Source organism: Streptomyces sp. L7, assembly GCF_050990935.1.
Classification (GTDB): Bacteria; Actinomycetota; Actinomycetes; order Actinomycetales; family Microbacteriaceae; genus Leifsonia.
Map to the genome: position 1 here is coordinate 1620220 of NZ_CP194644.1, position 26757 is coordinate 1646976.

Here is a 26757-nt window from a genome sequence, read left to right on the forward strand (position 1 = left end):
CGGTAAGCAATCGCTCGACCGCCGGAGTGCTCGCACCCCCACCCCAACCGTGGCACTCTGGACCCCGTGGCCCTTCCTCCCCCGCCGCCCGCCGCCATCGTCATCGCCGGCGGCCGATCGACGCGTTTCGGCAGCGACAAGCTGCTCGCGGAGGTCGACGGGCGCACGCTGCTCCAGCGGACGATGGAGGCCGTGAGCGGGTGCGCGACGGTCGTTCTCGTCTCGGCGACCAATCAGACGGTGCCGCGCGGAGTCGTGGTCGTGTCCGAGTTTCCGCGGTGGGGCGGGCCGTGCGCAGGCATCGCTGCGGGCGTCGCCGCATTGCCGGAGACGGTCACCGAGACGCTCATCGTCTCGGCCGATCTTGCACGACCGGCCCGCGCCGTCGCCGCGCTGCACGCCATCGAGACGGGCGTGCTCGCCGACGGCGACGGGAACGTGCAGTGGCTGCTCGCGCGCGCCCCGGTCGCGGCCCTCCGGGCGCAGCTCGAACAGCTCGACGCCGGCGGCGGCACGGCCGGCCGACCCGTCCGCGCACTGATCGGGCACCTCGGCCTCCCGATCGTCCGCGCCCACCCCGACGCCGTTGCGGACATCGACGAACAGCACGACCTCGAACGAGCGAAGGAGCGACACTGATGGAACCGCAGGAACTCGACGCATGGGCCGGTGCTGCCGCCCGGCGGCTCGGGGTGAGTCTGGAGCCGGGCGACGTGTCCGCCCTGCTCGACCTCGCGAGGGACGCCGCCCACGGGGTGACCCGTCCGGCCGCGCCGCTCACGGCCTACATCGCCGGGATGGCGGTGGCCTCGGGGCGGACGCTCGAGGATGTCGCCCGCGAACTCCGGGTCGCGATCGCGGAGGCCGGCCAGGGCGTCGACGGCTGACCCCGCCTACATCACCGACATCAGCAGGACGCCGACCGCCATCCCGGTGACCTCGCCGAGCTCCAGGAGGCCGCGTCCACCGCGACGACGCTCCAGCCCGCGAGCCCGCGCCATCGTGACGAGCAGCCATGTGCTGTACGCGAGATACCCCGCGACGAACGCGACCACGATCGCGCCGAGCGACACCCCGTGCGCGTGCGCCGGAACGGGCGCGCCACTGCCCCGAGCCATCCCCGGCGACATCGCCACCAGCGCCGCCATCGTCACTCCGCCGAGCGCCCGGTGCAGGCTCATCGGCGGCACCCTCCGCGACCGCCGCTGCAACGCGAACCCCGCCGAGGCCAGTGCCAGCACGATGGAGGCCAGACCGACGCCGGGCACGGATGACCCGAGCACGCATCCGGCCATCGCCAGCACCATCAGCCCGGCCGACACCCACACCCGCGCCGGGCGCGCCGTGCCGAGCAGGCAGCACGCGGAGACCGTGGAGGCCCCGAACGCTCCCAGGTCGAGGAGCATCAGTGCCCGCAAGTGCAATCGGCACCGCAGGAGACAGCGGCAGAAGACGCGGTGTGGCACGACCCGGTCGCCGACCGCGGCACGTCCAGCGTCGGGTTCCGGTCGAAGAACCCGTACGGCTTCAGCGTGAACCCGGCGTAGTCCACCGGCATGATCGGCCAGTCCTCCAGCCGCGGGAAATGGGTCAGCCCGAACGTGTGCCAGACGACGATGTCCTCGCCGTCCAGAGGGCGGTCCTGGGCGACGTACGCCGGGAGGCCGGCGCCGCCCGGGTGCAGGTTCACCGCGTACCCGGCCGCCCACAGCTCGGACGGCTCGTACTGCGTCACCCACAGGTGGTGCGCGGCGAAGCCGGCGCGGCGACGCTGGTGCGCCTCGTCCGCCGAGAACAGCGCGGGCTCCGACGACGGGTGCAGCACGTAGCTCGTCGGGCGGCCGACGCGGTTGCGGCGGGAGGCGCTGCTGATCGACCAGACGCGCCCCACCGAACCGTCCGCATCCCGAACAGCGGAAGCCTCCGACGACAGGCGGGTGGTGGTCCGGCCGATCGCACTCCCCCATGGGTTGCTCTCCGATACCGGCACGCGCGCGACGTCGATCTCGTCCACCGCGTTCGCGACCCCGTCCACTGTCATGTCGAGCCGCGCGCAGAACATGTGCTGGTGCACGGGCGCGCCGAGTCCGGGCGCGAGCGGGGTGGAGTACGGGTCGTCGCCGCCGTCGTGGGCGCCGGTGAAGACGATGCCCGTCGCCTTGGCCTCCACCTCGAACGTGCCGTCCAGGTAGAAGTAGAAGTAGAAGCCGTAGTCGTAGTTGCCGACGGTTGTGAAGAAGGAGACGACGAGGCGGCGCTGGCGGCGGGCCTCAGACGTGTGGGTGAACTCGTCGGTGTGCTTCCAGAGGATGCCGTAGTCCTCCTCGTGGATGCAGATCGCGTTCGTGATCACCCGCGGGTTGCAGAAGTCGTCGGCGACCACGGCGTCCAGGTACAGGATCTCGCCGAGGCAGTCGCAGCCGAGCTCCAGGGAGTTCGCGAGGCGGCCGAACTGGTACTCGCCGGCGTCGTAGTAGTTCTGCCAGCCGTGGATGGGCGTGGGGTCGGCGTAGTTGACGACCATCTCCGAGATGGAGGCCCGGTACAGGATCGGGCGGCGCTCCTGCTGGTAGGTGAACGCGACGTCGTGGAGGGTGAGGCCCTCGCGGCCGTTGAAGCCGACGCGGAGGTCCCAGTTCTCCCAGCTCAGCACACCGTCGCGGTACTCGAAGCCGACGCCCTCCGGCTGGGTGATCTCGATGGGCTTCAGCGAGGTGCGCAGCGGCCCGGTGATCTCCGGGTCGAGGTAGTCGCCGGACTCCAGGGGCACGGTGTCGATGGGGGTCTCGACCAGGCGGATGACCGAGCGCGAGAGGGTGTCGACGTGGGCGACGATGCCGTCGATCGGGTGCGCCCAGGGGAGGTCGGACTCGCTCTGCTGGAGGAAGGCGAGAACGCGGAACATCCGGCGGCCCTCCTCGTCGTCGTAGTCGAAGTGGCCGGCGGTGAGCGGGCAGGTGCGGACCTGGGAGATGTCGTGGATGCCGCGCTTGGCGAGCGCGGCGACCCAGCCGGCGTCGGCCTTCACGATCTCGTCCACGAGGCCGAACTCCTCGTCCAGCACGGGCGCGGTGCCCTCGGTCAGGCGATCGAGCTCGCGGGTGTGGACGACGGCTCCGGTGGTGATGTCGGCGACCGCCTGCGTGACGGCGCCGGTGGAGAAGTCGAGCAGCAGCGCCTCCACCTCACGGTGCAGCGCGGCGGCGCGGCCGGCGTCGAGGACATCGCGCTTGTGCGGCTCGCGCAGCATCACGTAGGTGAAGCGGGTGTGCTCGGTCACGAGGCCGGCGGCGGCGAACACGTCGCGGGCGCGGGCGATCTCGGCTGCGGTGAGTGCGGCGAGCGGGTGGGAGGTCGCGGTGGCGATCGTCAGGGACATTCCAGAACTCCTTCGTCGGTGGATCCCGATTATTATTGACTTTAGCGTCAAAAACCTGCTGTGGGAAGAGGCCGGGGCTACGGGCACCGGGGGCGACAACGGAGGATACCCGGCCTCCCGGCAGCCACATCTCCTCCGCTCGCTGCGATTTCGAGGCTCCAGAGGCGGACCTCCTCCGTTGTCGACATCCGGTCGTGCAAGATGGGGGCGTGCCGAAGATCGTCGATCACGACCAGCGTCGCCGCGACATCGTGGATGCCTACCTGCGCGTCCTCGCTCGCTCCGGCGTGGCGGGGACGCACGGGCGCTCGGTCGCGGCCGACCTCGGCGTGGTTCCCGGCACGCTCTGGCACTACTTCGACTCGGTGGAGCAGATCGCGGAGGCAGCGGCCCAGCGGGGAGTCGAGCGCACACTGGAGCGGATCGCCGCGCGCACGAGCGACGCGCGCGGGCTGGCGGCGCTGCTCGCGATCGCGGAGGAGATCCTGCCGACGTCCGCGGTGACCCGCGAGGAGGCGCGGGTGGTGGTGGCGTTCTGGGGACAGGTGCACGCAGGCTCCGACCCGCGGTCGGCGTTCGGCCGCCCGCGCGAGTTCACTGAACTGACTCGCACGGCGCTCACGGACGCGGTCACCGACGGCGAGCTCGCGGCGGCCACACCCATCGAGCCGCTGGTGCGCCTGCTCGACTCGGTCTACGCCGGCGAGCAGGTGATCTGGGCGGCGGAGTCCGCCGAGGACGACACCACTCAGATCCGCCGCACGTTCGCGACCGCCGTCGCGCCGTGGCTGAGCGACATGCCCTCCGCCGCCGCCACAACCCTCCGCGCCTGGGCGAGCTGACGTCAGTGTAGACAATTGTCTACGGGGAAGGTAGGGTTGGGAGATGATTTCGACGCTCGATGACCGCAGCATCACCGTCGGGCAGCTTCGGCAGAACCCGACGAAGATGCTCGCCGATGTTCAGAGCGGCGAGCGCTATGTGGTGACCAGCCACGGTCGGGCCATCGCAGACGTCGTGCCGCACGTGGATTCGGCCTGGGTACCGGTCGAGCGGGTGGCCCAGCTTCTGGCGACGAGCGGCGACGAGGACTGGGCGGGCGAATTGCAGGCGCAGCGGTCCGAGCAGGACCTGCGGGATCCCTGGCAGTGAGAGCGCTGCTGGACACCAACGTCGTCATCACCGGCGGGTATGTCCTGCCGGAGGAGATCACCGAAGTGTCGATCTGCTCCATCAGCTACGCCGAGCTCGAGCAGGGGCTCGTCGCACCCGGCCTGGATGCGGCGGCGCTGGCCGATCGCAAGCTCCAGGTTCTCGAGATCCGGCAGGCGTTCGGCCGGGGCGTCCCCTTCGACGATGTCGCTGCGATGTACTACGGACGGATCGTCGAGGCCGTGCACGCGTCCGGGAGGTCACCGCGCGGCCGGATCGCCGATCTGATGATCGCAGCGGTCGCCCGGGCGAACGCCGCCGCGATCGTCACCCACAACGTCGCCGACTTCGCCGGCCTCGAACGCGTCGTGCGGGTGATCCCCGCCGTCTGATCCACGCCATCCGTTCCGGAGTTGTGCACGCAACGATCCGTGCGCAGGCGTGCACAACTCCGGAGCGGATGGAGGCGGGCTCAACGCGCGCCGGTGAGGGTGCGGGGGTCCGTGATCGCGTCGTACTCTGCGGCGGTCAGCAGGCCGCGGCCGACGATCGCGGTGCGCACGTCTCCCCCGGTCTCCAGCGCTTCGTGCGCGATCTGCGCGGCGGTCGCGTAGCCGATCCGCGGCGTCAACGCGGTCACGAGCCCGACCGACGAGGCGACCCGTGTCCGCAGCAGCTCGGCGTCGGCCTGGATGCCGTCGACGCAGTTCACCCGCAGCGTGCGGCACGCGTTGGTCAGCCAGGTGAGTCCCTGCAGCAGCGCGTTCGCGATCACGGGCTCGAACGCGTTGAGCTGGAGTTGGCCGTTGTCGGCCGCCATCGTGATCGAGACGTCTGCGCCGGCGATCGCGAACGCCACCTGGTTGACGACCTCCGGGATCACCGGGTTGACCTTGCCCGGCATGATCGACGACCCGGCCTGCCGCGGCGGCAGGTGCAGCTCGCCGAAGCCGAACTGCGGGCCGCTCGACAGCAGTCTCAGGTCGGAGGAGATCTTGGACAGCTTGATCGCTGCGCGTTTCAGGGCGGCCGAGACGAGCATGAAGACGCCGGTGTCGGAGGTCGCCTCGATGAGGTCGCCGGCCGTCACCAACGGCAGGTCGGTCAGTCCGGCCAGGTGCCGCACCACCGCGGCGGCGTAACCGGGCGAGGCGGTGATGCCGGTGCCGATCGCGGTCGCGCCGAGGTTGATCTCGGCGAGCAGCGGGATGGTCTCGGTCAGGCGCAGGTTGTCCTCGTCCATCGTCACCGCGAACGCCGTGAACTCCTGGCCGAGCGTCATCGGCACCGCGTCCTGCAGCTGCGTGCGCCCGATCTTGACGTGGTCGCGGAACTCCACCCCTTGGAACGGAACGCGCCCGCCAGCCGCGCGTGCTCGGCGATCAGCCGCCGCAGCCCGATGGTGAGCGCGATCTTCACCGCGGTCGGGTACACGTCGTTCGTGCTCTGGCTGCGGTTGACGTGCTCCAACGGGTGGACGACGTCGTACCTCCCGCGTGGATGCCCGAGGCGTTCGAGCGCGCGGTTGGCGATGACCTCGTTGGCGTTCATGTTGCTGGAGGTGCCGGCGCCGCCCTGGATCAGGTCGACGACGAACTGGTCGTGGAAGGCGCCCTCCACGATGTCCTGACAGGCGGCGTCGATCACGTCCGCGACCGACGACTCCAGCACCCCGATCTCCGCGTTCGCCCGTGCGGCCGCCTGCTTGACGAGCGCCAGGGCGGTCACGAGCTCGGGATACGTGCCGATCCCCCGCCCGGAGATCGGGAAGTTCTCGACGGCGCGCTGCGTGTGCGCGCCCCAGTAGGCGTCGGCCGGCACCTCGACGGACCCGAGCGAGTCGTGCTCGGTGCGGATCCCGGTCACGAGACGACATCCACGACGGTCTGTGCGAGGGCGACGGCGGCATCCCGCAGCGCCTTCTCGGCCAGCGGTCCGACGCACGCGGCGGCGAACTCGGGCTGATGGTTGGTCGCCGGGAGGCTGCCGACGCCGATGTACGGGTGGATGGCCGGGACGACCTGCGACACGTTGCCCATGTCGGTGGAGGCGCGGTTCATCCGGCCCGCGGTGGACGAGCCGTCGAACACCCGACCGAGCGCCACCGCGTTCGCCCGGTAGTACCCGAGCGCCCGCTCGTCGTTGCGGAACTCCGAGTACGGCTTGCTCTCCGGCGTGACGGTGAGCGTCGTCCCGGAGGCGAGCGCGCCCGCCTCGAAGCAGCGGTTCACCTTCTCCTCGACGCGTTCCAGCTCGGCCAGGCTCTCGGCGCGCACGTACCAGCGGCCCTCCGTGCGGTCCGGGATGGCGTTGGGCGCCTGGCCGCCGACGGTCTGGATTCCGTGCACGCGCGCCGAATGCGGAAGCTGCTGGCGCAGCAGGCCGATCGCGACCTGCGCGACCACGAAGGCGTCGTTGGCGTTCACGCCCTCCTCCGGGTAGGCGCCGGCGTGCGCGGCCTTGCCGTCGTAGCGGACGTGCGAGTGCGCGACGGCGAACGGGCGCGCCTCCGCGACATCCACCGGACCGGGATGCGCCATGACGGCGAGGTCCAGGCCGGAGAACGCGCCACGGTCGAGCAACTCGATCTTCCCGCCGCCGCCCTCCTCGGCCGGGGTGCCGTAGACCTCCACGGTGATCCCGAGCTCATCGGCCAGAGCAGCCAGAGCGCTCGCGACACCGACGGCAATCGCGGCGATCAGATTGTGGCCGCACGCGTGGCCGAGGCCGGGCAGCGCGTCGTACTCGGCGCAGACGCCGATCCGCACGGGGCCCGAGCCGGCGGTCGCGAGGAAGGCGGTCTCCAGTCCCAGGTAGGCGGGCGTCACGACGAAGCCGCGGGAGGCCAGCGCTTCCTGCAACCGGGCGGCTGCGCGGTGCTCGTTCCAGGCGGTCTCCGGGTCGGCGTGCAGCGCCTCCGAGAGGGCGACGAGCTGCGGGAGGCCGGCGTCCACGAGCGCGCGGACGCGCTCCTTCAGCGGCGCATCCGCGAGCACGGCGGTACCGGCGCCCTCACTCATCCCCCGGCACCCCGTAGCTCGGCGCCCCGGCCGGCATCAGCCCGCGCGTCACGTACGCGTCCCGCTGCGGGAGCCACGTCTCCACGAGGATCTCGCCCAGCAGCTCGACGGGGTCGTCCGCCCAGTCGACGCGGAGGTCGGTGACGCGCCAGCCGGCGTCGCGCACGACCGCGACGCCGGCCGAACGCACCGGCCCCTCCTCGCCGCCCGCGGCGACGGCGGCCTGCAACGCGGCCAGCAGCCGCACCTCCAGCTCGCCGGTCGCCGCCTCGAACGCGTCCACCATGAGCTGTGGGATGTCGGGCCGAGCCAGCATGTTGCCCGCCGCGACCGCGTGAGCGGAGTGCGCCTGGCCGTGGTGGCCGAGCACGTGCGAGCCCGAGTGGATCGCGGAGCGGCCGTCGCGGTCGATCACGAGCAGCTGCCGGTAGTCGATGTCGGGCGTGGAGGCCACGACCCACGCCAGCACCTCCTCCACCGGCCGGCCGTCGCGCAGCCCGTCGATGAGCTGCGGGCCGAGCCGGGGGTCGGTGATGTTCTGGGAGTGCGCGCCGCCGACGCCGTCGGCGAGGTTCACGCAGCGCGCTGCGACAGCGGGCGAGGAGGAGCAGATGGCCGAGCCGATCGCCCCGGTGCCGTCGACGGCGAGGATGGAGAACGTCACTTGGCACCTCCCGCAGAAGAGCTCAGCACCGCCGTGGCGTCGATCTCCACCAACCATTCCGGCCGGGCCAGCGCCGAGACGACGATGCCGGTCGACACCGGGAACACGCCCTTCAGCCAGCGCCCGACCACCCGGTACACGGCCTCCCGGTACCGCGGGTCGATGATGTAGATGACGACCTTGACGATGTCCTCGAGGCTCGATCCTGCCTCCTCCAGCAGCATCGCGATGTTCGCCATGGCCTTCTCGGCCTGGGCCTCCACGTCGCCGACGCCGACCGATTCGCGGGTGTCGAGGTCTTGGCCGATCTGGCCGCGCAGGTAGACGACGCCGCCCGCCACGACGGCCTGGCAGAGGTCGTTGTCGAGGTTCTGCTCGGGGTAGGTGTCCTTGGTGTTGAACGGGCGGATCCGGGTGTGGGTCGGCATCAGACGGCTGCTCCTTCCGCCGCGACCGCGGCGTTCTCGTACGACTGGTAGGTGCGCTGGATCTGGATCTGGTCGGCGATGTAGCCGGCGTCGTGCCAGACGCCCCAGATGAAGCTGGAGCCGCGGCGCGACTGCCACGGCAGGCCCAGGAAGTACACGCCGCGCTCGGCGGAGACGCCGCGCTGGTGCACCGGCCGGCCCGCAGCATCCAGCGCGTCCACCTGCAGCCAGCCGTAGTCGACGCCGAAGCCGGTCGCCCAGACGATGGAGGTGATGCCGGCCGCAGCGAGGTCGAGTTCGGTGACCGGGTCGGTGACGCACGCGGGGTCGGGGCCGAGGACGCGCGCCTCCGGCTCCTCGGGGAGGTCGAGGCCGTTGCGTTCGATGTAGGCGTCGGCCTCGTCGAGCACCGACAGGTAGTTGGCGTCGCCGGCGTGGATGTTGGCGGCGAGGTCGCTGCCGAATGTGATGACGCCGTCGGAGTAGGCCTGCGTGCGGCCGACGAGCGTGATGCCGCTCTCCGCCAGCTCCCGGAAGTCGACGGTGCGGCCGCCGCGCGCGCCGCTGACCGCGATGGTCACGTGCTCGGCGCCGGCGGCGGGGGCGGAGGCCTCCCACTTGCCGAGGACGCCCAGCCACCACACGTTGTCGCGCCCCCGGTAGCGGCGCGGCGGCCGGTCGTGCGGGCCGACCGAGAGGTGCACCTGGCGTCCGGCGCGGCGCAGCTCGTCGGCGATCTGCACGCCGGAGGAGCCGGCGCCGACCACGAGCACGCCGCCGGCGGGGAGCTGGTCCGGGTTGCGATAGTCGCTCGAGTGCAGTTGCTCGATCCCCGCCGCGGCCGGGATGACGGTCGGGATGACGGGCTTCTGGAACGGGCCCGTCGCGGCGACGACGTGGCGGGCCGTGTAGCTGCCGTCGGTGGTCTCGACCCGGAAGCCGGGGGCGCCGACGTTGCGGCGGACCGACAGGACCTCCACGCCGCTGCGGATGGGAGCGTTCGTCATAGCGGCGTACGCCACGAAGTAGTCGGCGACTCGCTCCTTGGGGGCGAAGCCGTCCGGGTCGACGTCGTCGAACTCCAGGCCGGGGAAGCGGTCGTGCCAGGCCGGGCCGTTGGCGACGAGCGAGTCCCAGCGGCCCGAGCGCCAGCGTTCGGCGATGCGGCCGCGCTCCAGCACGAGATGCGGGATGCCGCGCTCGGTCAGGTGGGCGCTCATCGCCACACCGGCCTGTCCCGCGCCGACGACGAGGACCTCGATTTCCTGGCTCGACATGTGATCTCCTTCGCTCGTCCGAGGTGGTCTGGCCATTGTCAGCAGCCCAGAGCGAATCTGTAAAACAATGAGAATCGCCCTACTGGATCAGTAGAAGTGATGCTTCACGTGCGTCCCACGCGCGCGAACCATCCTGCTGTGATGCGCTGCCGCCGCCGGCGGCTCCGACTGAATCACTTCAAGTGATGCAGTGCAACGCTTTTCAACGCTCGTTTCGATGCACACCTGGTGCGTACTCTGCGATTACCGCAGCGGGAGGTTCCCGGTTGCGGCGAACGGAGGAGAGCCCCGCATGACGCTCGAGACCACGACCCCCCTCGCGACCCGCATCGACGGCCGCGCCGTCATCGGCGGCGAACGCGTCGCCTCCGCGTCGGGCGAGACGTTCGTCACGATCAACCCGGCGACCGGCGAGGCGCTGGCGGAGGTCGCCAAAGGCGGCGCCTCCGACGTCGACCGCGCCGTCGCCGCGGCACGCGCCGCCTTCGAGTCCGGCGCCTGGAGCCGCCGCGACGCCGCCGACCGCGGCGCCGTCCTGCGCCGCCTCGCCGACCTCATCGAGCATCACGCCGAGGAGCTCGCCCTCCTCGAGTCCCTCGACATGGGCAAGCCGCTCTCGCAGACCAGCGCCGTCGACGTCCCCGGGACCGCGGCGACCTTCCGGTGGTACGGCGAACTGGCCGACAAGCTCACCGACGAGGTCCCCTCCACTCCCCCGGGCTCCACCGCCATCGTCAACCGGGTCGCCCTCGGCGTCGTCGCGGCGATCGTCCCGTGGAACTATCCGCTCGACATCGCCGCCTGGAAGCTCGCGCCCGCCCTGGTCGCCGGCAACAGCGTCGTCCTGAAGCCCGCAGAGACCACCAGCCTGACCGCGCTCCGGCTCGGGGAGCTGGCGCTGGAGGCCGGCATCCCCGCCGGCGTCCTCAACGTCGTGCCCGGCCCCGGCTCGGTGATCGGCCGCGCACTCGGGCTGCACCCGGACGTGGACGCGCTCACCTTCACCGGCTCGACCGCAGTCGCCAAGAAGCTGCTGACCTACGCGGGCGAGTCGAACATGAAGCGGCTCAGCCTGGAGGCCGGCGGCAAGAGCTCGAACCTGATCTTCGCCGACGTCGAAGACCTCGCGCCGGCCGCCGAGAAGGCCGCCTTCGGGGCGTTCTACAACCAGGGCGAGGTCTGCTCGGCCAACTCGCGCATCTTCGTCGAGCGCCCCGTCTACGACGAGTTCCTCGGGCTGCTCACGACGGCCGCGGAGGCGTACCGGTCGGGCGACCCGCTCGACCCGGGCAGCGGCAACGGCGCACTCGTGTCCGAGTCGCACGCCGACGGCGTCGCCGCTGCAATCGAGGCCGCGGCCCGCGACGGCGAGTTGATCGGCGGCGAGCGCGTCCGGCGGCAGGGCTCGACCGCGTTCATCGACCCCGCGATCGTCGCCGGCCTCCCGCTGTCGCACGCGCTGCACCGCGACGAGGTGTTCGGCCCACTGGTCGTGGTCCAGGCGTTCGACCACGAGGACGACGCTGTGCGCGCCGCGAACGCCACCGACTACGGCCTCGCCGCATCGCTGTGGACCTCCAGCCTGTCGCGCGCCCATCGGGTGTCCGAGCGACTGGTCGCCGGCACCGTCTCCGTGAACACCGTGGACGCGCTCGGTTCCACGACCCCGTTCGGCGGCTTCAAGCAGTCCGGCTTCGGGCGCGACCTCTCCCGGCACGCCATCGACAACTACGTGGGCCTCAAGACCACGTGGTTCCAGCACGCGTAGGCGGCCGGAGATGACGACGCAGCTCGACGTCCGGCACCGCACCGACGCCCGCGTGCCTGCGGAGGTCGCGCGCTCCTGGCTGCTGATCCCGGCCTCCCGGCTCGACGCCGTCGCGGTCGCCGGATCGCAGGCGGATGCCGTCGTCATCGACCTGGAGGATGCGATCGACGTGTCCCGCAAGGAGGTCGAACGGGAGCGCGTCGCGCGCTTCCTGTCGGCCGGCGGCGAGGCGTGGGTGCGCGTGAACGACCGCACCTCGGCGTTCTGGGCCGGCGACGTGGACCGGCTGCGCGGCCTCCCCGGCCTGCTCGGCGTCGTCCTCGCGAAGACCGAGGAGGCCGCCCAGGTCAGCGAGACCGCCGAGCGGTTGGGCGGAGCCACCCCGGTCGTCGCCCTGGTCGAGTCGGCCCTCGGCATCGAGAACGCGGCGCTGATCGCCCGCGCGCGCGGCGCCTTCCGGCTCGCATTCGGCAGCGGCGACTACCGCCGCGACACCGGCGTCGCCAACAAGGAGGTCGCGCTGGCCTACCCGCGCTCGCGGCTCGTGGTCGCCAGCCGGGTCGGCGGCCTCCCCGGCCCGATCGATGGACCCTCGGTGGTCGACGGCGCGCCGGTCGTGACCGAGCAGTCGCAGTCGGCCGCAGCGCTCGGCCTCACCGGACGGCTCTGCCTGCGCGAGACGCAGGTCGGGATCGTCAACGAGGTCATGGCCCCGTCCGCCGAGGACGTGTCCTGGGCCTGCGGCTTCCTCGAAGAGTTCGAGGAGGGCGGCCGCGTCGTCCGCGACGGCAGCGACCTCCCTCGGCTCGGCCGCGCCGAGAAGATCCTCCGCCTGGATCGCGCGTTCAGCGCGGCCGGATAGCGCCTCCCCTCCGGCCGGGCGTCCCCCGCTCGGCGCGGATTTCCCCCACCCAGCCCCACCCGAAGAGAATGCAAGGACGAAGGAGTCCCCGATGACCGACACCAAGCTCCAGACCTCGAACATCCGCACCCAGCATTTCCGGAAGACGCTCGGCCGGCTCGACATCGTGTTCCTGTCGATCAGCGCGGTCATCTCCATCGACACCATCGCCCAGATCGCGGCAGGAGGCGGCGCCGAGGCGTTCACCTGGACCGCGGTGATCGGCATCACCTTCCTTTTCCCGTACGCGCTCGTGATCTCCGAGCTCGGCAGCACGTTCCACGACGAGGGCGGCCCGTTCGTCTGGGTGCGGCTGGCGTTCGGCAAGCTCACCGCGGCGATCGCGACGCTGTTCTACTGGATCACCAACCCGCTCTGGATGGGCGGCTCGCTGGTGTTCATCTCCGCCGCGACCTGGGGCGCCTACATCGCTCCGCTCCCGGAGGGCAGCGCGGGGGACATCGCGTTCAAGCTGATCTTCATCTGGCTGGCGATCGGGACGGCGATCATCGGTCTCCAGTACGGCAAACACATCGTCGCCGCCGGGGCGATCGTCAAGATCGCGCTGCTCGTGGTCTTCGTCGTCACCGTGGCCGTCTACGCCGTCAAGAACGGTGTGCACGGCTACGCGGCCGGCGCGTTCTCGCCGACCCTCGGCGGGTTCCTCGCCGTGACGCCGGTCATCCTGTTCGCGGTCGTCGGCTTCGAGGCTCCGAACGGCGCGGCCGAGGAGATGCGCAACCCGCAGCGCGACGTCCCGCGGGCGATCACCTCCTCGGGCATCATCTCGATCCTCTGCTACCTGGTGCCGATCTTCGCCATCCTGGCCGTCCTCCCCGCGAGCAAGGTGCAGGGCGCCAGCGGCCTCCTGGACGCCTTCAAGGAGGTCTTCTCGGTATACGGCATCGCGACCGGCCCAGTGATGTTCATCGCGGCGCTGCTCTTCGTGTTCGTGGTGCTGACCCAGGCGAGCGCGTGGATGATCGCGTCCGACCGTGTGCAGGCCGCCGCGGGCGCCGACGGCGCGTTCTTCCGCTACTTCGGCGTCTTCTCGAAGCGGTTCGGCACCCCGGTGCGGATGAACCTGCTGTCCGGAATCGTGGCCACTGTGTTCTGCGTCGCGGCGACGCTGCTGCTCAAGGGCAGCACCGCGGCCGTGTTCACCGTGGTGCTGACGGTCGCGATCTCGACGCTGCTGCTGTCGTACCTGGTGATCTTCCCGTCGATCGTGCGCCTGCGGAAGAAGTACCCGGACGTCGAGCGCCCGTTCCGGGTGCCGGGAGGCCGTGCCGGGCTGTGGATCGCCGTCGTCATCATCTACGCCTGGGTGCTCCTCGGCTCCTGGGTCGCGGTCTTCCCCGGCACGCTCGAGTCGGTCCTCGGGGTCAAGTACGACTTCGTCGACACCTGGGGCGTCGACCGGCCGACGTTCGAGGGGTTCACGGTGGGGACGCTGATCGTCATCACGGTGCTGGCGCTCGTCGGCTACTTCTGGCAGCGGGCGCGCGACCGCCGGGTCGACCCGGGGCCGGAGGTGCTGCTGGAGCCGGTGCGCGACTGAGGCGCGCTGGCTCGCGCAAACAACGGAGGAGACCCCGGCCCAGGCGGCCGGGGTCTCCTCCGTTCACTGCGTCTCGGGGTGTGTCGCGACCGGATGTCCTCCGTTGCCGACGCGCGCGGACAACGGAGGACATCCGGGCCGACACGCCGGTGGGCAGCAGCGAAGGGAGGAGATCCGCGGGGGTCGGGGCGGGATCTCCTCCGTTGTGGGTGGAGGGTGGGGCGGAGGGCGTCGGGTCAGGCCGGGTTGGTGGACCGGGCCCGGGTTGCCGCGACCAGCTCCGCCGCGCGCTCCGCCACCATCATCACCGTGATGACCGGGTTCACCGACGTGAGCGTCGGGAACACCGACGCGTCCGCGATCCGCAGCCCGTCGATGCCGCGCACGCGCAGCTCGGGGTCGACCACGGCCAGGTCGTCGTCGACCGCGCCCATCCGGCAGGTGCCGGACACGTGGTAGACGGTCTGGTGGATGGCGCGCTGCGCGGCCGACAGCTCCTCGTCGGTCTGGACGTCGGAGCCGGGGAAGACCTCCCGGACCAGGTGGCTGCGCATCGGCTCGGCTGCGGCGATCTCACGCGCCAGCCGCACCCCGGCGACCAGCATCCGCTCGTCGTGGCCGGACGCGTCCGTGAAGTAGCGGTAGTCGATCACCGGCGCCTCGTCCGGATCGGCGGAGGCGATGGTGACGCGGCCCCGGCTGTGCGGCTTGGCGACGTTCGGCGCAATGGCGACGATGGTCTCCGGGAAGACGACTCCGCGGGCGCGCGGGTGGTCGACCACGGGCTCCACCGGGAAGTGCATCAGCACATCCGGCCGGAGCGGGTCGCCGTCCACACCGACCATTGCGCCGGCGTCCCAGCCGGAGGCCGAGACGGCGGGCGGAGCGGACACGGCCTCCCAGACCACGAGCCCTTCGGCGTGGTCCTGCAGGTTCTCCCCCACGCCGGGCAGGTCGAGCAGCGTGTCGACGCCGGCGGCCTCGAGCACCTGCGCCGGGCCGATCCCGGACAGCAGGAGCAGGCGCGGCGTGTCGATGGCGCCGCAGGCGAGCACGATCTCCCGCCGCGCGCGCACCTCGCGCAGCACGCCGGACGCGTCGCGGAACAGCACCGCGACGGCACGGCCGTCCGCGACGACGACCCGCTCCGCCCGCGCACCCGTGACCACATCCAGCGACGGACGCGCATCCATCACGTCGTGCAGGTAGTGGATCGAACTCGACCCGCGCACGTTCGTCGCCGGTTCGTAGCCGACCTCGAAGAAGCCTGCGCCGCGCGCGAGCGTATCGGTCCGGCCGTCGTTCCAGCGCTCCTGGAGCGGGAGGCCGAGGGCGCTCACAGCGGAGGCGACCACGTCGGCGACGAACGGGTTCCGGTCGGCCGGGGCGACCGGGTGCACCGGGACGTCGAGCCGGTCGAAGTAGGGCTGGAAGCTCGCCGCGTCCCACCCGGCGGCCCCGGCCTCCACCCATTCGGCCAGGTCGGAGGCGAGCGGGCGCCACGCGATCATCGTGTTCGCGGTCGAGCAGCCGCCGAGGATGCGCATCCGCGTCTGCCGGATGGACGAGTTGCCGCGCTCCTGCGGCACGCTGCGGTAGTCGAGGTCGTACTCGCTCTCGATCATCTCCTCCCAGCGTCTCAGCTCGCGGGCACGGCCCTCGTCGCGGTCGCTCGGGCCCCACTCCAGGAGAGCCACCGTCACGTCCGGGTTCTCGGAGAGGCGCGCGGCGACGATGCCGCCCGCAGTGCCGCCGCCGACCACGACGTAGTCGTACTCGGCGGCGGCCTGTGCTGCTGGATCGAGGGTCATTCTGCTCCTGCGACGGTGGTGGGGAGGGAGGCGGCGGCGAGCACCGGCTGCTTCGACGGCGCCCACTTCATCAGGGCGTAGTAGAGCGGGCAGATCACGGCCAGGCCGACGATCCACGAGATGTCGACGCCCCCGAGCGCGGTGGCGATCGGGCCGGTGTAGAACGCGGTGTTGATGAAGGGGAGCTGGATGAGGACGCCCAGCACGTAGCAGATCACCGCGTTGCGGTTGACCCGGCCGTAGACGCCGCCGTCCTGGCGGAAGAGCGACGGGATGTCGTACTTGCCGTGCTTCACCACGTAGTAGTCGACGAGGTTGACGGCCGTCCAAGGGATGAGCACGCACAGCAGCAGGATCATCAGGTTCGACAGGTTGACCAGGAAGTTCGCCGAGAAGGCGAAGCCGAGCACGAGAGCCACCAGGAAGAGGATGACCGCGATGGCTCCGCGCGTGACGGCCCGCGGGATCCACTTCGGGAACAGCGTCTGCCCGATGGTGATGATGGCGAGGCTGCCGCAGTACAGGTTCATGCCGTTGCTGACGCTGATGCCGACGCCGAACACGAGCATCGCGAGCCCGGCGATCCCGGGGATGAGGGCGCTCAGCCCGGTGGCGACGTCGTCCTTCGGGAAGGCCGCGCCGACGATGGAGCCGAGCACCATCGGGATGACGGAGCCGGCGACGCAGCCGGCGAACGTCGCCCAGAACGCGGCGCGCACGCCGGTGTCCTTCGGCATGTACCGGGTGTAGTCCGACACGTACGGCGCGTAGGCGATCTGCCAGAGCGCGGCGACGGAGATCGTTCCCATGATGCCGGTGGCAGTGACCGAGCCGTAGCTGAGGGCGCTCGCGGGGAGGGTGCCGGCGGCGAAGATGTAGACGAAGACGATCGTGATGGTCAGGCCGGCGACGACGCTCATCACGGTGCCGAAGACGTGCAGCAGCCGGTAGCCGAACACCGCGCCGAAGACGCTGATCAGTCCGACGATCACGGTGGACCAGAACGCGCCGAGGTGAGTCAGCGAGTCGAGCGCCTGGCCTCCCAGGATCACGTTCGAGGCGAAGAACGCCACGTACATCCCGACCACGATCACGACGACCAGGAGGCTGCCGTACGACCCGAACTGCGCCCGTGTCTGCAGCATCTGCGGCACGCCCATCTGCGGGCCCTGCGCAGCGTGCAGCGCCATCACGACGCCGCCGATCAGGTTGCCGACCACGAGCGCGACGATCGCCGCCCAGATCGGGAGGCCGTAGACGGCGGTCGCGAGCAGTCCGGTGGCGATCGACAGCATCATGATGTTGCCGCCGAACCAGATAGTGAACAGGTTGCGGGCTTTCCCGTGCCGTTCATCCTCGGGGATGTAGTCGATGGTGCGGGTCTCGACGCCGAGAGCGTCGCTGCGGACCTCTGTGGTCATGGTGTGCTCCTCGCCCTGGTGCTTCGGATTGTCCGTCGCTTGGCATAGAAGCCTCTGCTGTTCCGGCGCATCTATCAAGTAAGGTTGCCTGAAGCACTGCATCACTTCGCGAGATGCCGGGCCGTAGGAAACGGAACCGAAACATCGCCGTCATCGGCCGGACCGACGGGAGGCCTCCCATGACCAAGAAGCCGGACGTCACGCTCGCGCAGCTCCGCTACTTCATCGAGGCGGCGACGCACCTGTCGATGACACGCGCAGCGGAGGAGTTGTTCGTCGCCCAGTCCGCCGTCTCGTCGGCCATCGCGCAGCTCGAGCAGCAGGTCGGCGCGCAGCTCTTCATCCGGCAGCGCTCGCGCGGGCTGACACTGACGCCGGCCGGGCAGCAGTTCCTCGGCGACGCCCGGGCGCTGCTCCTCAACCTGGAGGAGGCGCTCGACACCGCGCGCGGCATCGACAACCAGGTGCGCGGCACCATCCGCATCGGCTGCTTCGTCACACTCGCGCCGTTCATCCTCCCGGCGATCGTCAGCCGGGTGCGGGCCGAGCATCCCTACCTCGACATCGAGGTGGACGAACTGGACACCGACGGCGCCAGGGCGGCGCTGCGCAGCGGCCGGGTGGAGCTGCTGATCGGCTACGACTTCGGCTTCGGCAACGACATCCGCACCGCCGTACTCTCCGACGCTCCCCGCACGTCCTCCTGCCGGCCGACCATCCGCTCGCCGCCTCGCCGCAGGTCTTTCTGCGCGAGTTGTCGCGGGAGCCGATGATCCTGCTCGACCTGCCGCACAGCCGGGAGTACTTCCTCGGCATCCTCGCCGGCGCGGGGCTGCAGCCGGAGATCCGGCACCGGTCGCTCAACTACGAGACGGTGCGGGCGTTCGTCGCGCACGGCCACGGCTTCTCGATCCTCAACCAGCGGCCGAAGCACGACCTCAGCTACGACGGCGAGCGGGTGGTCGCCCTGCCGATCGCGGACAGCGTGCCCGCCCTCCCGGTGGTGCTCGCGGCGATGCGCTCGGTGCGCGCGACGGCCCGGGCGCGCGCGGTGAGCGACATCGCAGCGCAGGTGGTGGCCGATGCGCTGAATCCGGAGCCGCTGCGCGCGTGAGATGACGGGGACGTTTCGGGCGCATCACGCATCTGCATGGATGATGAACTGATCCAGGCGAAACTATTTGCGTGATCAACGGTGTCCGCCGAGACTGGTCGGATACGCGAAAGGGACGCCGATGACGAGTCTGCACACCACGACCTTGCACCCCACCACCCTGCACTTCACGAACGGCCGCCTGTACCTCGGCGACGGCGTCTGGCGGGACGGCGGAGTGCTCGTGCGCGACGGCCGCATCGCGGCGGTGGGCGCGGACGACGAGCTCGCCGCGCTCCGCGACCCCGGCACGGTTGTGCGGGATGCGGGCGGCGCTTCCCTCCTCCCGGGCTTCCACGACACGCACGTGCACCCGCCGATGGCGGGAAGCTCCCTGCTCGGCATCGACCTGATGCCGGTGCACGACGCCGACGCGTACAGCCGGGTCATCGGCGCGTACGCGGCCGCGCATCCCGAGCTCGAGACGATCGTCGGCGTCGGCTGGTACGGCGACGTCTTCCCCGGCGGCCTCCCCACCCGAGAGCTGCTCGACGCCGTGGTCCAGGACCGCCCGGTCATCCTCACCAGCCACGACGGCCACGGCGTCTGGGTCAACTCCCGGGCCCTGGAGGCCGCGGGCGTCCGCGACGACGTCGCCGACCCGCTCGGCGGCCGGTTCGTGCGCGACGACACCGGACGACTGACCGGCGTGCTGCTCGACACCGCGGTGCAAGCGCTGGAGGCGATCACGCCGCCGCCTCCGCCCGGGTTCCTGGAGGAGGCGATCCTCGCCGCGCAGCAGCGCCTCCACTCGGTCGGCATCACGACCTGGCACGACGCGGCCGTGGGCAAGAGCGAGCTCGGGCCGGACTCCTTCGACAGCTACCTGGCCCTGGCCTCCCGTGGCGCACTCACCGCGCGGGTGGTGCTCTGCCAGTGGTGGGATCGCGACCGCGGCTTGGAGCAGGTGGACGAGCTGGTCGCCCGGCGTTCACGGGCGGCGGAGGCCGCAGGCGTGACCGCCGGCGTCGTGAAGATCATGCAGGACGGCGTCATCGAGAACCACACCGGCGCCCTCCTGGAGGAGTACGCCGACGGCTCGGGCGAGCGTGGCGACTCCTTCATCCCACCCGAGCGACTGAAGGCGATCGTCGCCGAACTCGACGCGCGCGGCTTCGACGTGCACCTGCACGCCGTCGGCGACCGCGCCGTGCGGGAGTGCCTGGACGCGGTCGAGCACGCCCGAACCGTCAACGGCCCCGGTGGAGGCCGCCACCAGCTCGCGCACCTCGACGTGGTCGACCCGGCCGACTTCGACCGCTTCGCGGCGCTGGACGTCACCGCCAACGCGCAGCTGCTCTGGGCGCGCACCGACACCGAGATCGTCGAGCGCAAGCTGCCGATGATGGGCCACGACCGCGCGGGCCGGCACTTCCCGTTCGAGTCGCTCCGCCGGCACGGAGCCCGCATCGTCGGAGGCAGCGACTGGCCGGTCTCCGACCCGAACCCGCTGTGGGCGATGCACACCGGCACCACCCGGCTGGCGCCCTCCACCGACCCGCACGCGACCGGGCCGGCGCTGACCGAACCGCTGCTGGCCTCCGAGGCGCTGCCGCTCGCGACCGCGCTCGACGCGTACACGGGCACCGCGGCGTGGATCGGGCGGATGGAGGGGACGACCGGACGGCTCGCGCCCGGCTACGCCGCCGACCTCGTCCTCCTCGACCGCGACATCTCCGACGGCCGCGGCCTCGACACCGCCCGCGTGCTGGAGACCGTCTCTGCCGGCGTCACCGTATTCCGCGCGTAGGCGCCCCACCGAGCCGCGACATTCGTGCCGAATGCGCAGCCACGCGGGACGCCACATTCGTGACGAATGTCGCGAATCACGCCGCCAAAGGCGACATTCGTGCCGAATGCGCAGCCACGCGGGACGCCACATTCGTGACGAATGTTGCGTAAGGCGCTGCCGGAGGCGACATTCGGTACGAATGCCGCCTCCGGCTGGAGCGTGGTGCTCAGGCCGCGCGCTCTCCTGGGAAGGCGTGGAGGCCTTCGGGGGCGATGGCGAAGCGGACCTGCTGGCCAGGGGTGAGCGCGTCCGCGGCCTGGGACAGCATCGTGACCGGGATGCGGAGGTCGCCCGCGACGATCTCCGCACGAGCGAACGGCCCGAAGAAGTCGACCGCGCGCAGCGTCCCGGAGGCGGACCGTGCGGTGGAGGCCGCGTCGTCCGGCAGGATGCGCACGCGCTCGGCCATGACCAGTACGTCGACCCGGTCGCCCTCGCGGAGGTCGTCCTGCGACGTTGTCAGCGACAGCCCTCCGATCTCCACCGTGGCCGACGGCCCCGAGCCGTGCACGACGCCGATGCCGAGGGACTGCCCACCGAGGAACTGCGCCACGAACCGGTTCCCCGGCGTGCGGTACATGCTCTCGGGGGTGTCGTTCTGCTGCACGACGCCGTGGTCCAGCATCATCACCTGGTCGCCCAGGTCCATGGCCTCCTCCTGGTCGTGCGTGACCATGATCGTGGTCAGCCCGGTCTCGCGGTGGATGCGCTTGAGCTCGCGCTGCATCTCGCCGCGAATCTTCTTGTCCAACGCCGACAGCGGCTCGTCCAGCAGCAGCAGGTCCGGGGACGTCACCAGCGCACGCGCCAGCGCGACCCGCTGCTGCTGACCGCCGGAGAGCTGGGCGGGCGAACGGCCGCCGAAGTCGCCCAGGCCGACCAGACCGAGCATCTCCTCAGCCTTCTTCTTCGCCGCCGACCGCGGGGTGCGGCGGGCGCGGAGCCCGTACATGACGTTCGACAGCACGGAGAGGTGCGGGAACAGGGCGTAGTTCTGGAAGACGAACCCGATGTTGCGCTTCTCCACCGAGAGCCGGGTGACATCCCGGTTCCCGACCCGGATGGCGCCCTCGTCGGGGTCTTCCAGCCCCGCGACGATGCGCAGCAGGGTGGACTTGCCGGACCCGGAGGAGCCCAGCATGCAGCAGAACCGGCCGTCGCCGACGGTCAGGTCCAGCGGTTCGAGCACGCGCGTGCCGTTGAAGGTCTTGGAGACGCGAGAGACAGTCAGCTCGGCCATCAGTTTCCTTTGTTCGTTGAGGTCGTGAAGAGCTTGGCGGCGTTGCCGGACAACCAGTTGAGGATGACCACCAGCAGCACCGTGGAGAGGATGATGATCGTCGCCAGCGCATCCACATCCGGGGTCACGCCGAGGCGCACCATCGAGTAGATCTGCACCGGCAGGGTCGAGACCCCGATCGGGGCCAGGAAGAGCTGGATCGCGAAGTTGTTGAACGTGATCACGAACGCCAGCAGACCGCCCGCGATGATCGAGGGTCCGATCAGCGGGATGGTGATGGTGAGGAAGGTCCGCAGGGGACCGGCGCCGAGCGAGTGGGCGGCCTCCGCGTAGTGCGGGTTCAGGTCGCGCAGACGGCCGGAGACGATCAGCACCACGAACGGCAGGGAGGTCACGATCGACGCCAGGATCAGCCCGAGCGTGCTCGACCCGAGGCCCAGCCAGCCGAACACCACGACGAACCCGGCGGCGAGGATCAGCGCGGGGACCGTCAGGAGCGCGAGCAGGAGGCTGTTGATCGGCGCGGTGACGAAGATGCGGCTGCGCGCCATCCCGAGCGCCAGCAGCGTACCGACGATCACGGCGAAGATGGTCGCCTGGGTCGCCAGGTTGAGGCTGGTGAGCAGCGCGTCCACGAGGGCCTGGTCGTGCGAGAGGTTCGCGTACCAGTCGAAGGTGAAGTGGAACGGGAACGTGCCGTACCGGGACTGGTTGAGGCTGAGCGCGGTCATCGCCAGCAGCGGCAGTGCCAAGATCACCAGCACCACGTAGAGCCAGACCTTCATCAGCCGGGGCAGCACTGCGAGCTTCATCGGAGCACTCCTTCGGTGGGTGCGGACGGCTGCACGACGCGCGAGACGACCTCGTGGTTCGCGAGCGCGTCCTCGGTCGTGAGGGCGTCCTCCGCCAGCCGCGCCTGCGCGGTCGCCCGCTCGGCCTTGGGCCGTCCCGCCTTGGAGACGCCCGACAACGCGTTGCGGGACCAGGTGAGCAGCCCGGTCACGCCGCCGACGATCGCCAGCGACGTCACCAGCAGCACCAGCGACATCGCCACGGCGAACTGCTGGTGGACTCCCGCCGAGAGCTGCGCCGAGATGGCGTTGCCGAGCATCTGCCCGTTCGGGCCGCCGAGGATGGTGGGTTCGGCGAACGCGCCGACCGTCTGCACGAAGGTGAGGGCGAAGTTCACGCCGATCATCGCGGTCGACAACGGCCAGATCACCCGGGTGAACACGAAGCCCTTGGAGGCGCCGAGGGTGCGGGAGGCCTCCAGCACCGACCCGCTGATCTGCTCCGACGCGGAGTACATCACCAGGATGGCGGTCGGGATGGACTCCTGCACCAGCATGAGCACGTTCGCCGCCGGGGTGTACATGATCGACGCCTGCGGGTCGGCGACGCCGATGGCCGAGAGGAATGACATCACCGGACCGCCGGCCTGGATGAGGCTGACGAACCCGTAGATCAGCAGAAGCTGCGAGGTGATGTAGGGAATGATCACGAACCCGAGGATCAGCGGCTTCGCCTTCGGGCTGGTGTAGCGGGCCAGCGCCCACGCCGCCGGCCAGGCCAGCGCGATGCTGACCACGGCGACGGAGAACGCGATCAGCAGCGTGCGACCCAGCAACGACATGTACACCGCGCTGGAGAACATCTCCGTGAAGTTCTCGACGGTGAAACCGCCGGACCCGTTGGTGAACCCGATGATCAGCAGCGCGACCAGCGGCAGCAGGGCGAACAGCAGCAGCAGGAGGCCGCCGGGCGTGAGCAGGAAACCCGTGCCCAGGGCCCCCTGGCCCGCCGCCGGGGACGGCGGGCCAGGGACAGCGGGGCGGTGGTCATCAGGAGCCGGCTTTCACCTGCGTCCAGGCGTCGACCCACGACTGGAGCCGGTCCGCGGGCTGCGGAAGCTGCAGCGCGAGGCTCGAGATCTTGTCGGGGTTCGCCTGCAGGCGGTCCAGGGTGGCGGGCTCGAGCGACGCGACGACCGACTTGTTCGCCGGGGCCGGCGAGGAGTCGGCGGGAGTGTTCGCCCACTTGCTGAGGAACTCTTTGCCGGTCATGTAGTTGAGCCACTTGTAGGCGAGGTCGAGGTGCTGCGTCTTCGCAGCGATCGCCCAGTTGTCGATCCAGCCGACCGCGCCCTCCTTGGTGATCTCGTACGTGAAGTTCGTCGTCCCCGGCGCCTTGCCGGCGACCAGCCCGCCGATGCCGTCGGAGTTCGCGATGCCCGCGACGATCGATCCGCTGGCGATGCCTTTGGCCAGGTCGTCGGTCGACGAGTAGAGCAGCTTGGCGTTGTCCTTCAGCTTCTGCAGCGCCGGCGTCACCTTCGCCATGTCGGGGCTCTGCGGGTCCTCACCGAGGTAGAGGGCGGTGATCGGGACGAGCACGGTCGCGTCGTCGATGAGCGCGATCTGCCCCTTGTACTTCGGGTCCCACAGCACGCTGAGCGAGTCGGGGGTCGGCGTCACCTTGCTCTTGTCGAAGAACAGGCCGGTGCTGCCCCAGGTCCACGGGACGCCGTAGAGCTTGCCGTCCTTGCGGATCTCCTTGCGGCCGGAGAAGTCCGGGTAGAAGTCGTTGTAGTTGGTCAGCTTGGACGTGTCGAGCGTGTGGAAGATGCCCTGGTCGATGCCCTGCCCGATGTACTGGATGTTCGGGAGGGCGACGTCGATGGCGCCGTTCGCCTTGTTCACGAGCTGGAGTTCGTTCGACTCCGAGTCGATGTACTGGAACTTGAGGGTGGCGCCGGTCTGCTTCTTGAAGTCGGTGGCGACCCAGGGCAGATCGGCGCCGTAGCCCTTCCAGATGGCGACGGTCAGCGTGTCGCTGCCGCTGCCCGAGGCGCTGGGCGACAGCGAGCACGAGGTCAGGGCGACGGCGGCCGCGACCGTCGCTCCGACGGCGATGGCGGCCCGTCGTGCGATGGAGCGGCGCCGTTGCCCTTTGGTGCTGCGTGAGATGTTCACGTCATTCTCTCCTTGTTGTGTTGGTGCATGATTCCACTCTTGGCGGTGGAGGTGGATCAGAGGATGCCGGCGGTGGCGTCCTCCAGGTAGGTGCGTGCCGCGATGAGCTGCCCGACCGGGTCGGAGGCCGCGTCGAGCTCGAGAAGGATGCCGCCCTCGTAGCCGATCTCGGCGAGCGTGGCCGCGAACGCCGGCCAGTCGACGATGCCCTGGCCGGCGGCCCGGAAGTACGGGCGGTGCCGGTCGAAGATGTCGCCGTCCACGAGCGCGTGCTCGCGGAACGCGCCGGCCGCGTCCTTCCAGTGCGCGATGACGACGCGCTCGCGGTGCCGCGAGACGAGCTGGACCGGGTCTCCCCGCCGAGCACGATGTGGCCGGTGTCCGGGCAGAACGCGACGAGGAACGGGTCGGTCAGCAGCAGGAACAGGTCGACGTCGCGCGGCGTCCAGAACACCGAGTGGCTCTCGGTGTGGAGGGCGAGGGTCACGCCGTGCCGCTTCGCGATCGCGCCGACCTCGTTGGCGATGTCGGCGATCGGCAGCGCCGTCGCGAGGTCGACCGGCGCCAGCCCGTCGCCCTGCGCGTTGTTGCGCCGCATCGGGAGGCCGGCGACCAGGAAGGAGGCTCCGATGCCGGCGAGGAACGCGGCCTCGGTCTCGGCCGCGGCGAGGATCGCGGCTCGCGTGGCCGGGTCGGTCACGTCCTCCGCGTGCTCGATGTCGGCGAAGTAGGCGCTGACCACCGAGAGTCCGCGGCGCTCGAGCTCGGCGGCGAAGGCCTCCACCGAGCCGTATGCGGCGATCGCGGTGAGGCGGTCGGCGGGTGCGAAGGTCATCTCGAACTCGGCGACGCCGGCCTCCAGCAGGGAGTCGAGGATGGTGTCCCAGACACGGCGCGGCTCGGCGGCGGCGAGCGCTTCGAGTTCCTCGCGGCCGGTGAGGCCCCAGAAGCCCGGGTCGAAGAAGGTGATCAGGTCGACGCCGAACGCGCGGGTCGTGGCCGGTGCGGTGATGGTGGGTGCGGTGGTGGTGGCGGTCATGCGATCGCGGTCTCCTCGAGGGATGCCGAGCGCCAGGTCTCCGTGGAGGGGGCGGGGCGCTCGCAGGTGGTGGTCAGGGTGTGGACGCCGTCGGTGCCGTTCGCGATCGCGTCGAGCACCTCCAGCACGTGCAGGGCGAAGTCGGCGCTGGTGCGGTGCGGCTCGCCGGTCAGCGCGGCGGCGAGGTCGGCGACGCCGGGGCCGCGCAGCGGAAGCAGTTCCTCCAGGAGACCATCGGTGAAGCCTCCGATGACGGGAGGCAGCTCGCGCCACTCCTCTTCTCCGTGCAGGCGCACGCGCACCGCGTCGTCGTAGTTGTTCGGGTCGGGGACGCTGAGCGTGCCCTTCGAGCCGTACAGCTCGATGAAGGGGAGCTGGTGGTCCCAGACGTCGAAACTGGCCAGCACGGTGCCGATCGCGCCGGAGGCGAAGTCGAGCGTCGCCGAGGCGTGAGTCGGGATGGTGACGTCGATCGACTCCACTCGGCGACCGGGGGTGGAGACCGGGCGGACGGTGCTGCCGATCCGCGCTCGGGCGGAGACGCTCGTGACCGGGCCGAGCAGGTTGACCAGCGCGGCGATGTAGTACGGACCCATGTCGAGGGCCGGCCCGCCGCCGGGGATGAAGAGGAAGGTCGGGTCCGGGTGCCAGAGCTCGGCCTTGCTGTGGGTGACGAACGCGCTCGCGCCGATCACCTCGCCGATCAGGCCCTCGTCGACGGCGGCGCGCGCCGTCTGCCCGGCCGCGCCGAGGAAGGTGTCCGGCGCCGAGCCGAACAGCACACCGCGCTCGCGGGCCTCGGCCACGAGCGGGGCCGCGGTGGCGAAGGAGGCCGTGAGCGGCTTCTCCGTGAACACGTGCTTTCCCGTCGCGAGCAGGGCACGGGTCACGCTCTCGTGGGCGAGCGGCGGGGTGAGGTTGACGAGGATGTCGACGCCCTCCGCTGCGGCCAGCTCCGCCACGCTCGGGAACACAGGGACGCCGTAGCGCTCCCCCGCCGCCTGGGCGAGCTCCTGGCTCAGGTCCGTGCAGCCGACGATGCGGAGGCCGTCGAAGCGCTCCAGCCCGCGGAAGTACGCGCCCGAGATGTTGCCGCAGCCGACGATGCCGACGCCGATCCGGTCTTTCTGAACAGTCAACGCTCACCCTTCTTCTTCGAAGCTCTCAGCGGCAGAAGCA

25 protein-coding genes and 1 pseudogene are annotated in these 26757 nt (G+C 70.7%); 11 read left to right on the top strand and 15 right to left on the bottom strand.

Annotated elements, in window-relative coordinates; translation table 11 throughout:
* Positions 1-66: 66 nt before the first annotated feature.
* Together mobA and ACR5MH_RS08260 are read left to right on the top strand one after the other, a co-directional pair.
* On the top strand, positions 67-639 hold the full coding sequence (gene mobA / locus ACR5MH_RS08255; RefSeq protein WP_431346803.1) for a molybdenum cofactor guanylyltransferase: 573 nt from the start codon (positions 67-69) through the stop codon (positions 637-639).
* Positions 639-887: a DUF6457 domain-containing protein gene (locus ACR5MH_RS08260; protein WP_431346804.1), complete on the top strand. Its 249-nt coding sequence runs from the start codon at positions 639-641 to the stop codon at positions 885-887. The genes mobA and ACR5MH_RS08260 overlap by 1 nt, the downstream gene beginning before the upstream one ends.
* A gap of 6 nt (positions 888-893) precedes the next feature.
* On the opposite strand, the gene ACR5MH_RS08265 is transcribed toward ACR5MH_RS08260, so the two are convergent.
* Both ACR5MH_RS08265 and ACR5MH_RS08270 read right to left on the bottom strand, forming a co-directional pair.
* A complete protein-coding gene (locus ACR5MH_RS08265) occupies positions 894-1406 on the bottom strand; it encodes a hypothetical protein (RefSeq protein ID WP_431346805.1) in 513 nt (170 codons plus the stop codon).
* Positions 1406-3379, bottom strand: coding sequence for a primary-amine oxidase (locus tag ACR5MH_RS08270; protein ID WP_431346806.1), 1974 nt, complete (start codon positions 3377-3379; stop codon positions 1406-1408). Before ACR5MH_RS08270 ends, ACR5MH_RS08265 begins: the two co-directional genes overlap by 1 nt.
* Before the next feature lie 209 nt (positions 3380-3588).
* Between ACR5MH_RS08270 and ACR5MH_RS08275 the strand changes: the two genes are divergently transcribed.
* Genes ACR5MH_RS08275 through ACR5MH_RS08285 form a run of 3 tightly spaced genes read left to right on the top strand, consistent with a single transcriptional unit; the run spans position 3589 to position 4923 of the window.
* Positions 3589-4221 carry a TetR/AcrR family transcriptional regulator gene (locus tag ACR5MH_RS08275; RefSeq protein ID WP_431346807.1) on the top strand — a complete coding sequence of 211 codons (633 nt, stop codon included), beginning with the start codon at positions 3589-3591 and terminating at the stop codon, positions 4219-4221.
* Positions 4222-4264: 43 nt separating this feature from the next.
* Entirely contained in the window at positions 4265-4531 is a 267-nt protein-coding gene (locus ACR5MH_RS08280) for a type II toxin-antitoxin system Phd/YefM family antitoxin (protein ID WP_431346808.1), read from the top strand.
* On the top strand, positions 4528-4923 hold the full coding sequence (locus tag ACR5MH_RS08285) for a PIN domain-containing protein (RefSeq protein ID WP_431346809.1): 396 nt from the start codon (positions 4528-4530) through the stop codon (positions 4921-4923). Before ACR5MH_RS08280 ends, ACR5MH_RS08285 begins: the two co-directional genes overlap by 4 nt.
* An 80-nt stretch (positions 4924-5003) precedes the next feature.
* Here ACR5MH_RS08285 and ACR5MH_RS08290 read toward each other — a convergent pair.
* The 5 genes and pseudogenes from ACR5MH_RS08290 to ACR5MH_RS08310 form a co-directional block, all read right to left on the bottom strand.
* Positions 5004-6397, bottom strand: a pseudogene (locus ACR5MH_RS08290) (aspartate ammonia-lyase).
* The gene (locus tag ACR5MH_RS08295) at positions 6394-7551 is read right to left on the bottom strand and encodes a M20 family metallopeptidase (RefSeq protein WP_431346810.1); all 1158 of its coding nucleotides are present in this window, start codon (positions 7549-7551) and stop codon (positions 6394-6396) included. Before ACR5MH_RS08295 ends, ACR5MH_RS08290 begins: the two are co-directional and overlap by 4 nt.
* Positions 7544-8215 (bottom strand): DUF1028 domain-containing protein, encoded by a 672-nt coding sequence (locus tag ACR5MH_RS08300; RefSeq protein ID WP_431346811.1) that lies wholly within the window; start codon positions 8213-8215, stop codon positions 7544-7546. The genes ACR5MH_RS08295 and ACR5MH_RS08300 overlap by 8 nt, the downstream gene beginning before the upstream one ends.
* Positions 8212-8643 carry a RidA family protein gene (locus ACR5MH_RS08305; protein WP_431346812.1) on the bottom strand — a complete coding sequence of 144 codons (432 nt, stop codon included), beginning with the start codon at positions 8641-8643 and terminating at the stop codon, positions 8212-8214. Before ACR5MH_RS08305 ends, ACR5MH_RS08300 begins: the two co-directional genes overlap by 4 nt.
* Entirely contained in the window at positions 8643-9920 is a 1278-nt protein-coding gene (locus ACR5MH_RS08310) for a flavin-containing monooxygenase (RefSeq protein WP_431346813.1), read from the bottom strand. The genes ACR5MH_RS08305 and ACR5MH_RS08310 overlap by 1 nt, the downstream gene beginning before the upstream one ends.
* Before the next feature lie 292 nt (positions 9921-10212).
* Here ACR5MH_RS08310 and ACR5MH_RS08315 point away from each other — a divergent pair, with 292 nt between their 5' ends.
* The 3 genes from ACR5MH_RS08315 to ACR5MH_RS08325 all read left to right on the top strand — a co-directional run bounded on the left by ACR5MH_RS08315 (position 10213) and on the right by ACR5MH_RS08325 (position 14150).
* Entirely contained in the window at positions 10213-11688 is a 1476-nt protein-coding gene (locus ACR5MH_RS08315; RefSeq protein ID WP_433862490.1) for an aldehyde dehydrogenase family protein, read from the top strand.
* A gap of 10 nt (positions 11689-11698) precedes the next feature.
* Positions 11699-12550 carry an HpcH/HpaI aldolase/citrate lyase family protein gene (locus tag ACR5MH_RS08320; protein ID WP_431346815.1) on the top strand — a complete coding sequence of 284 codons (852 nt, stop codon included), beginning with the start codon at positions 11699-11701 and terminating at the stop codon, positions 12548-12550.
* A 91-nt stretch (positions 12551-12641) separates the two neighbouring features.
* A complete protein-coding gene (locus ACR5MH_RS08325) occupies positions 12642-14150 on the top strand; it encodes an APC family permease (protein ID WP_431346816.1) in 1509 nt (502 codons plus the stop codon).
* A 236-nt stretch (positions 14151-14386) separates the two neighbouring features.
* Here the strand turns inward: ACR5MH_RS08325 and ACR5MH_RS08330 are convergent, their stop codons facing one another.
* Both ACR5MH_RS08330 and ACR5MH_RS08335 read right to left on the bottom strand, forming a co-directional pair.
* Positions 14387-15961, bottom strand: coding sequence for a GMC family oxidoreductase (locus ACR5MH_RS08330; protein WP_431346817.1), 1575 nt, complete (start codon positions 15959-15961; stop codon positions 14387-14389).
* Complete coding sequence (locus ACR5MH_RS08335) at positions 15958-17382, bottom strand: purine-cytosine permease family protein (protein ID WP_431346818.1); 1425 nt, start codon at positions 17380-17382, stop codon at positions 15958-15960. Before ACR5MH_RS08335 ends, ACR5MH_RS08330 begins: the two co-directional genes overlap by 4 nt.
* A 179-nt stretch (positions 17383-17561) precedes the next feature.
* Here ACR5MH_RS08335 and ACR5MH_RS08340 point away from each other — a divergent pair, with 179 nt between their 5' ends.
* The 3 genes from ACR5MH_RS08340 to ACR5MH_RS08350 all read left to right on the top strand — a co-directional run bounded on the left by ACR5MH_RS08340 (position 17562) and on the right by ACR5MH_RS08350 (position 20285).
* The gene (locus ACR5MH_RS08340; protein ID WP_433862491.1) at positions 17562-18155 is read left to right on the top strand and encodes a LysR family transcriptional regulator; all 594 of its coding nucleotides are present in this window, start codon (positions 17562-17564) and stop codon (positions 18153-18155) included.
* Positions 18086-18496 (top strand): LysR substrate-binding domain-containing protein, encoded by a 411-nt coding sequence (locus ACR5MH_RS08345; protein ID WP_433862622.1) that lies wholly within the window; start codon positions 18086-18088, stop codon positions 18494-18496. The genes ACR5MH_RS08340 and ACR5MH_RS08345 overlap by 70 nt, the downstream gene beginning before the upstream one ends.
* 121 nt (positions 18497-18617) lie before the next feature.
* On the top strand, positions 18618-20285 hold the full coding sequence (locus tag ACR5MH_RS08350) for an amidohydrolase (protein WP_431346820.1): 1668 nt from the start codon (positions 18618-18620) through the stop codon (positions 20283-20285).
* A gap of 208 nt (positions 20286-20493) precedes the next feature.
* Here the strand turns inward: ACR5MH_RS08350 and ACR5MH_RS08355 are convergent, their stop codons facing one another.
* From ACR5MH_RS08355 to ACR5MH_RS08380, 6 genes are all read right to left on the bottom strand, one after another.
* Positions 20494-21567, bottom strand: coding sequence for an ABC transporter ATP-binding protein (locus ACR5MH_RS08355; RefSeq protein WP_431346821.1), 1074 nt, complete (start codon positions 21565-21567; stop codon positions 20494-20496).
* Complete coding sequence (locus ACR5MH_RS08360; protein WP_431346822.1) at positions 21567-22379, bottom strand: ABC transporter permease; 813 nt, start codon at positions 22377-22379, stop codon at positions 21567-21569. The genes ACR5MH_RS08355 and ACR5MH_RS08360 overlap by 1 nt, the downstream gene beginning before the upstream one ends.
* Positions 22376-23221, bottom strand: coding sequence for an ABC transporter permease (locus ACR5MH_RS08365; RefSeq protein ID WP_431346823.1), 846 nt, complete (start codon positions 23219-23221; stop codon positions 22376-22378). Before ACR5MH_RS08365 ends, ACR5MH_RS08360 begins: the two co-directional genes overlap by 4 nt.
* 187 nt (positions 23222-23408) lie before the next feature.
* On the bottom strand, positions 23409-24539 hold the full coding sequence (locus ACR5MH_RS08370; protein WP_431346824.1) for an ABC transporter substrate-binding protein: 1131 nt from the start codon (positions 24537-24539) through the stop codon (positions 23409-23411).
* A 1-nt stretch (position 24540) separates the two neighbouring features.
* Positions 24541-25578, bottom strand: coding sequence for a TIM barrel protein (locus ACR5MH_RS08375; protein ID WP_431346825.1), 1038 nt, complete (start codon positions 25576-25578; stop codon positions 24541-24543).
* Positions 25575-26717, bottom strand: coding sequence for a Gfo/Idh/MocA family protein (locus ACR5MH_RS08380; RefSeq protein WP_431346826.1), 1143 nt, complete (start codon positions 26715-26717; stop codon positions 25575-25577). The genes ACR5MH_RS08375 and ACR5MH_RS08380 overlap by 4 nt, the downstream gene beginning before the upstream one ends.
* Between the last annotated feature and the right edge of the window lie 40 nt (positions 26718-26757).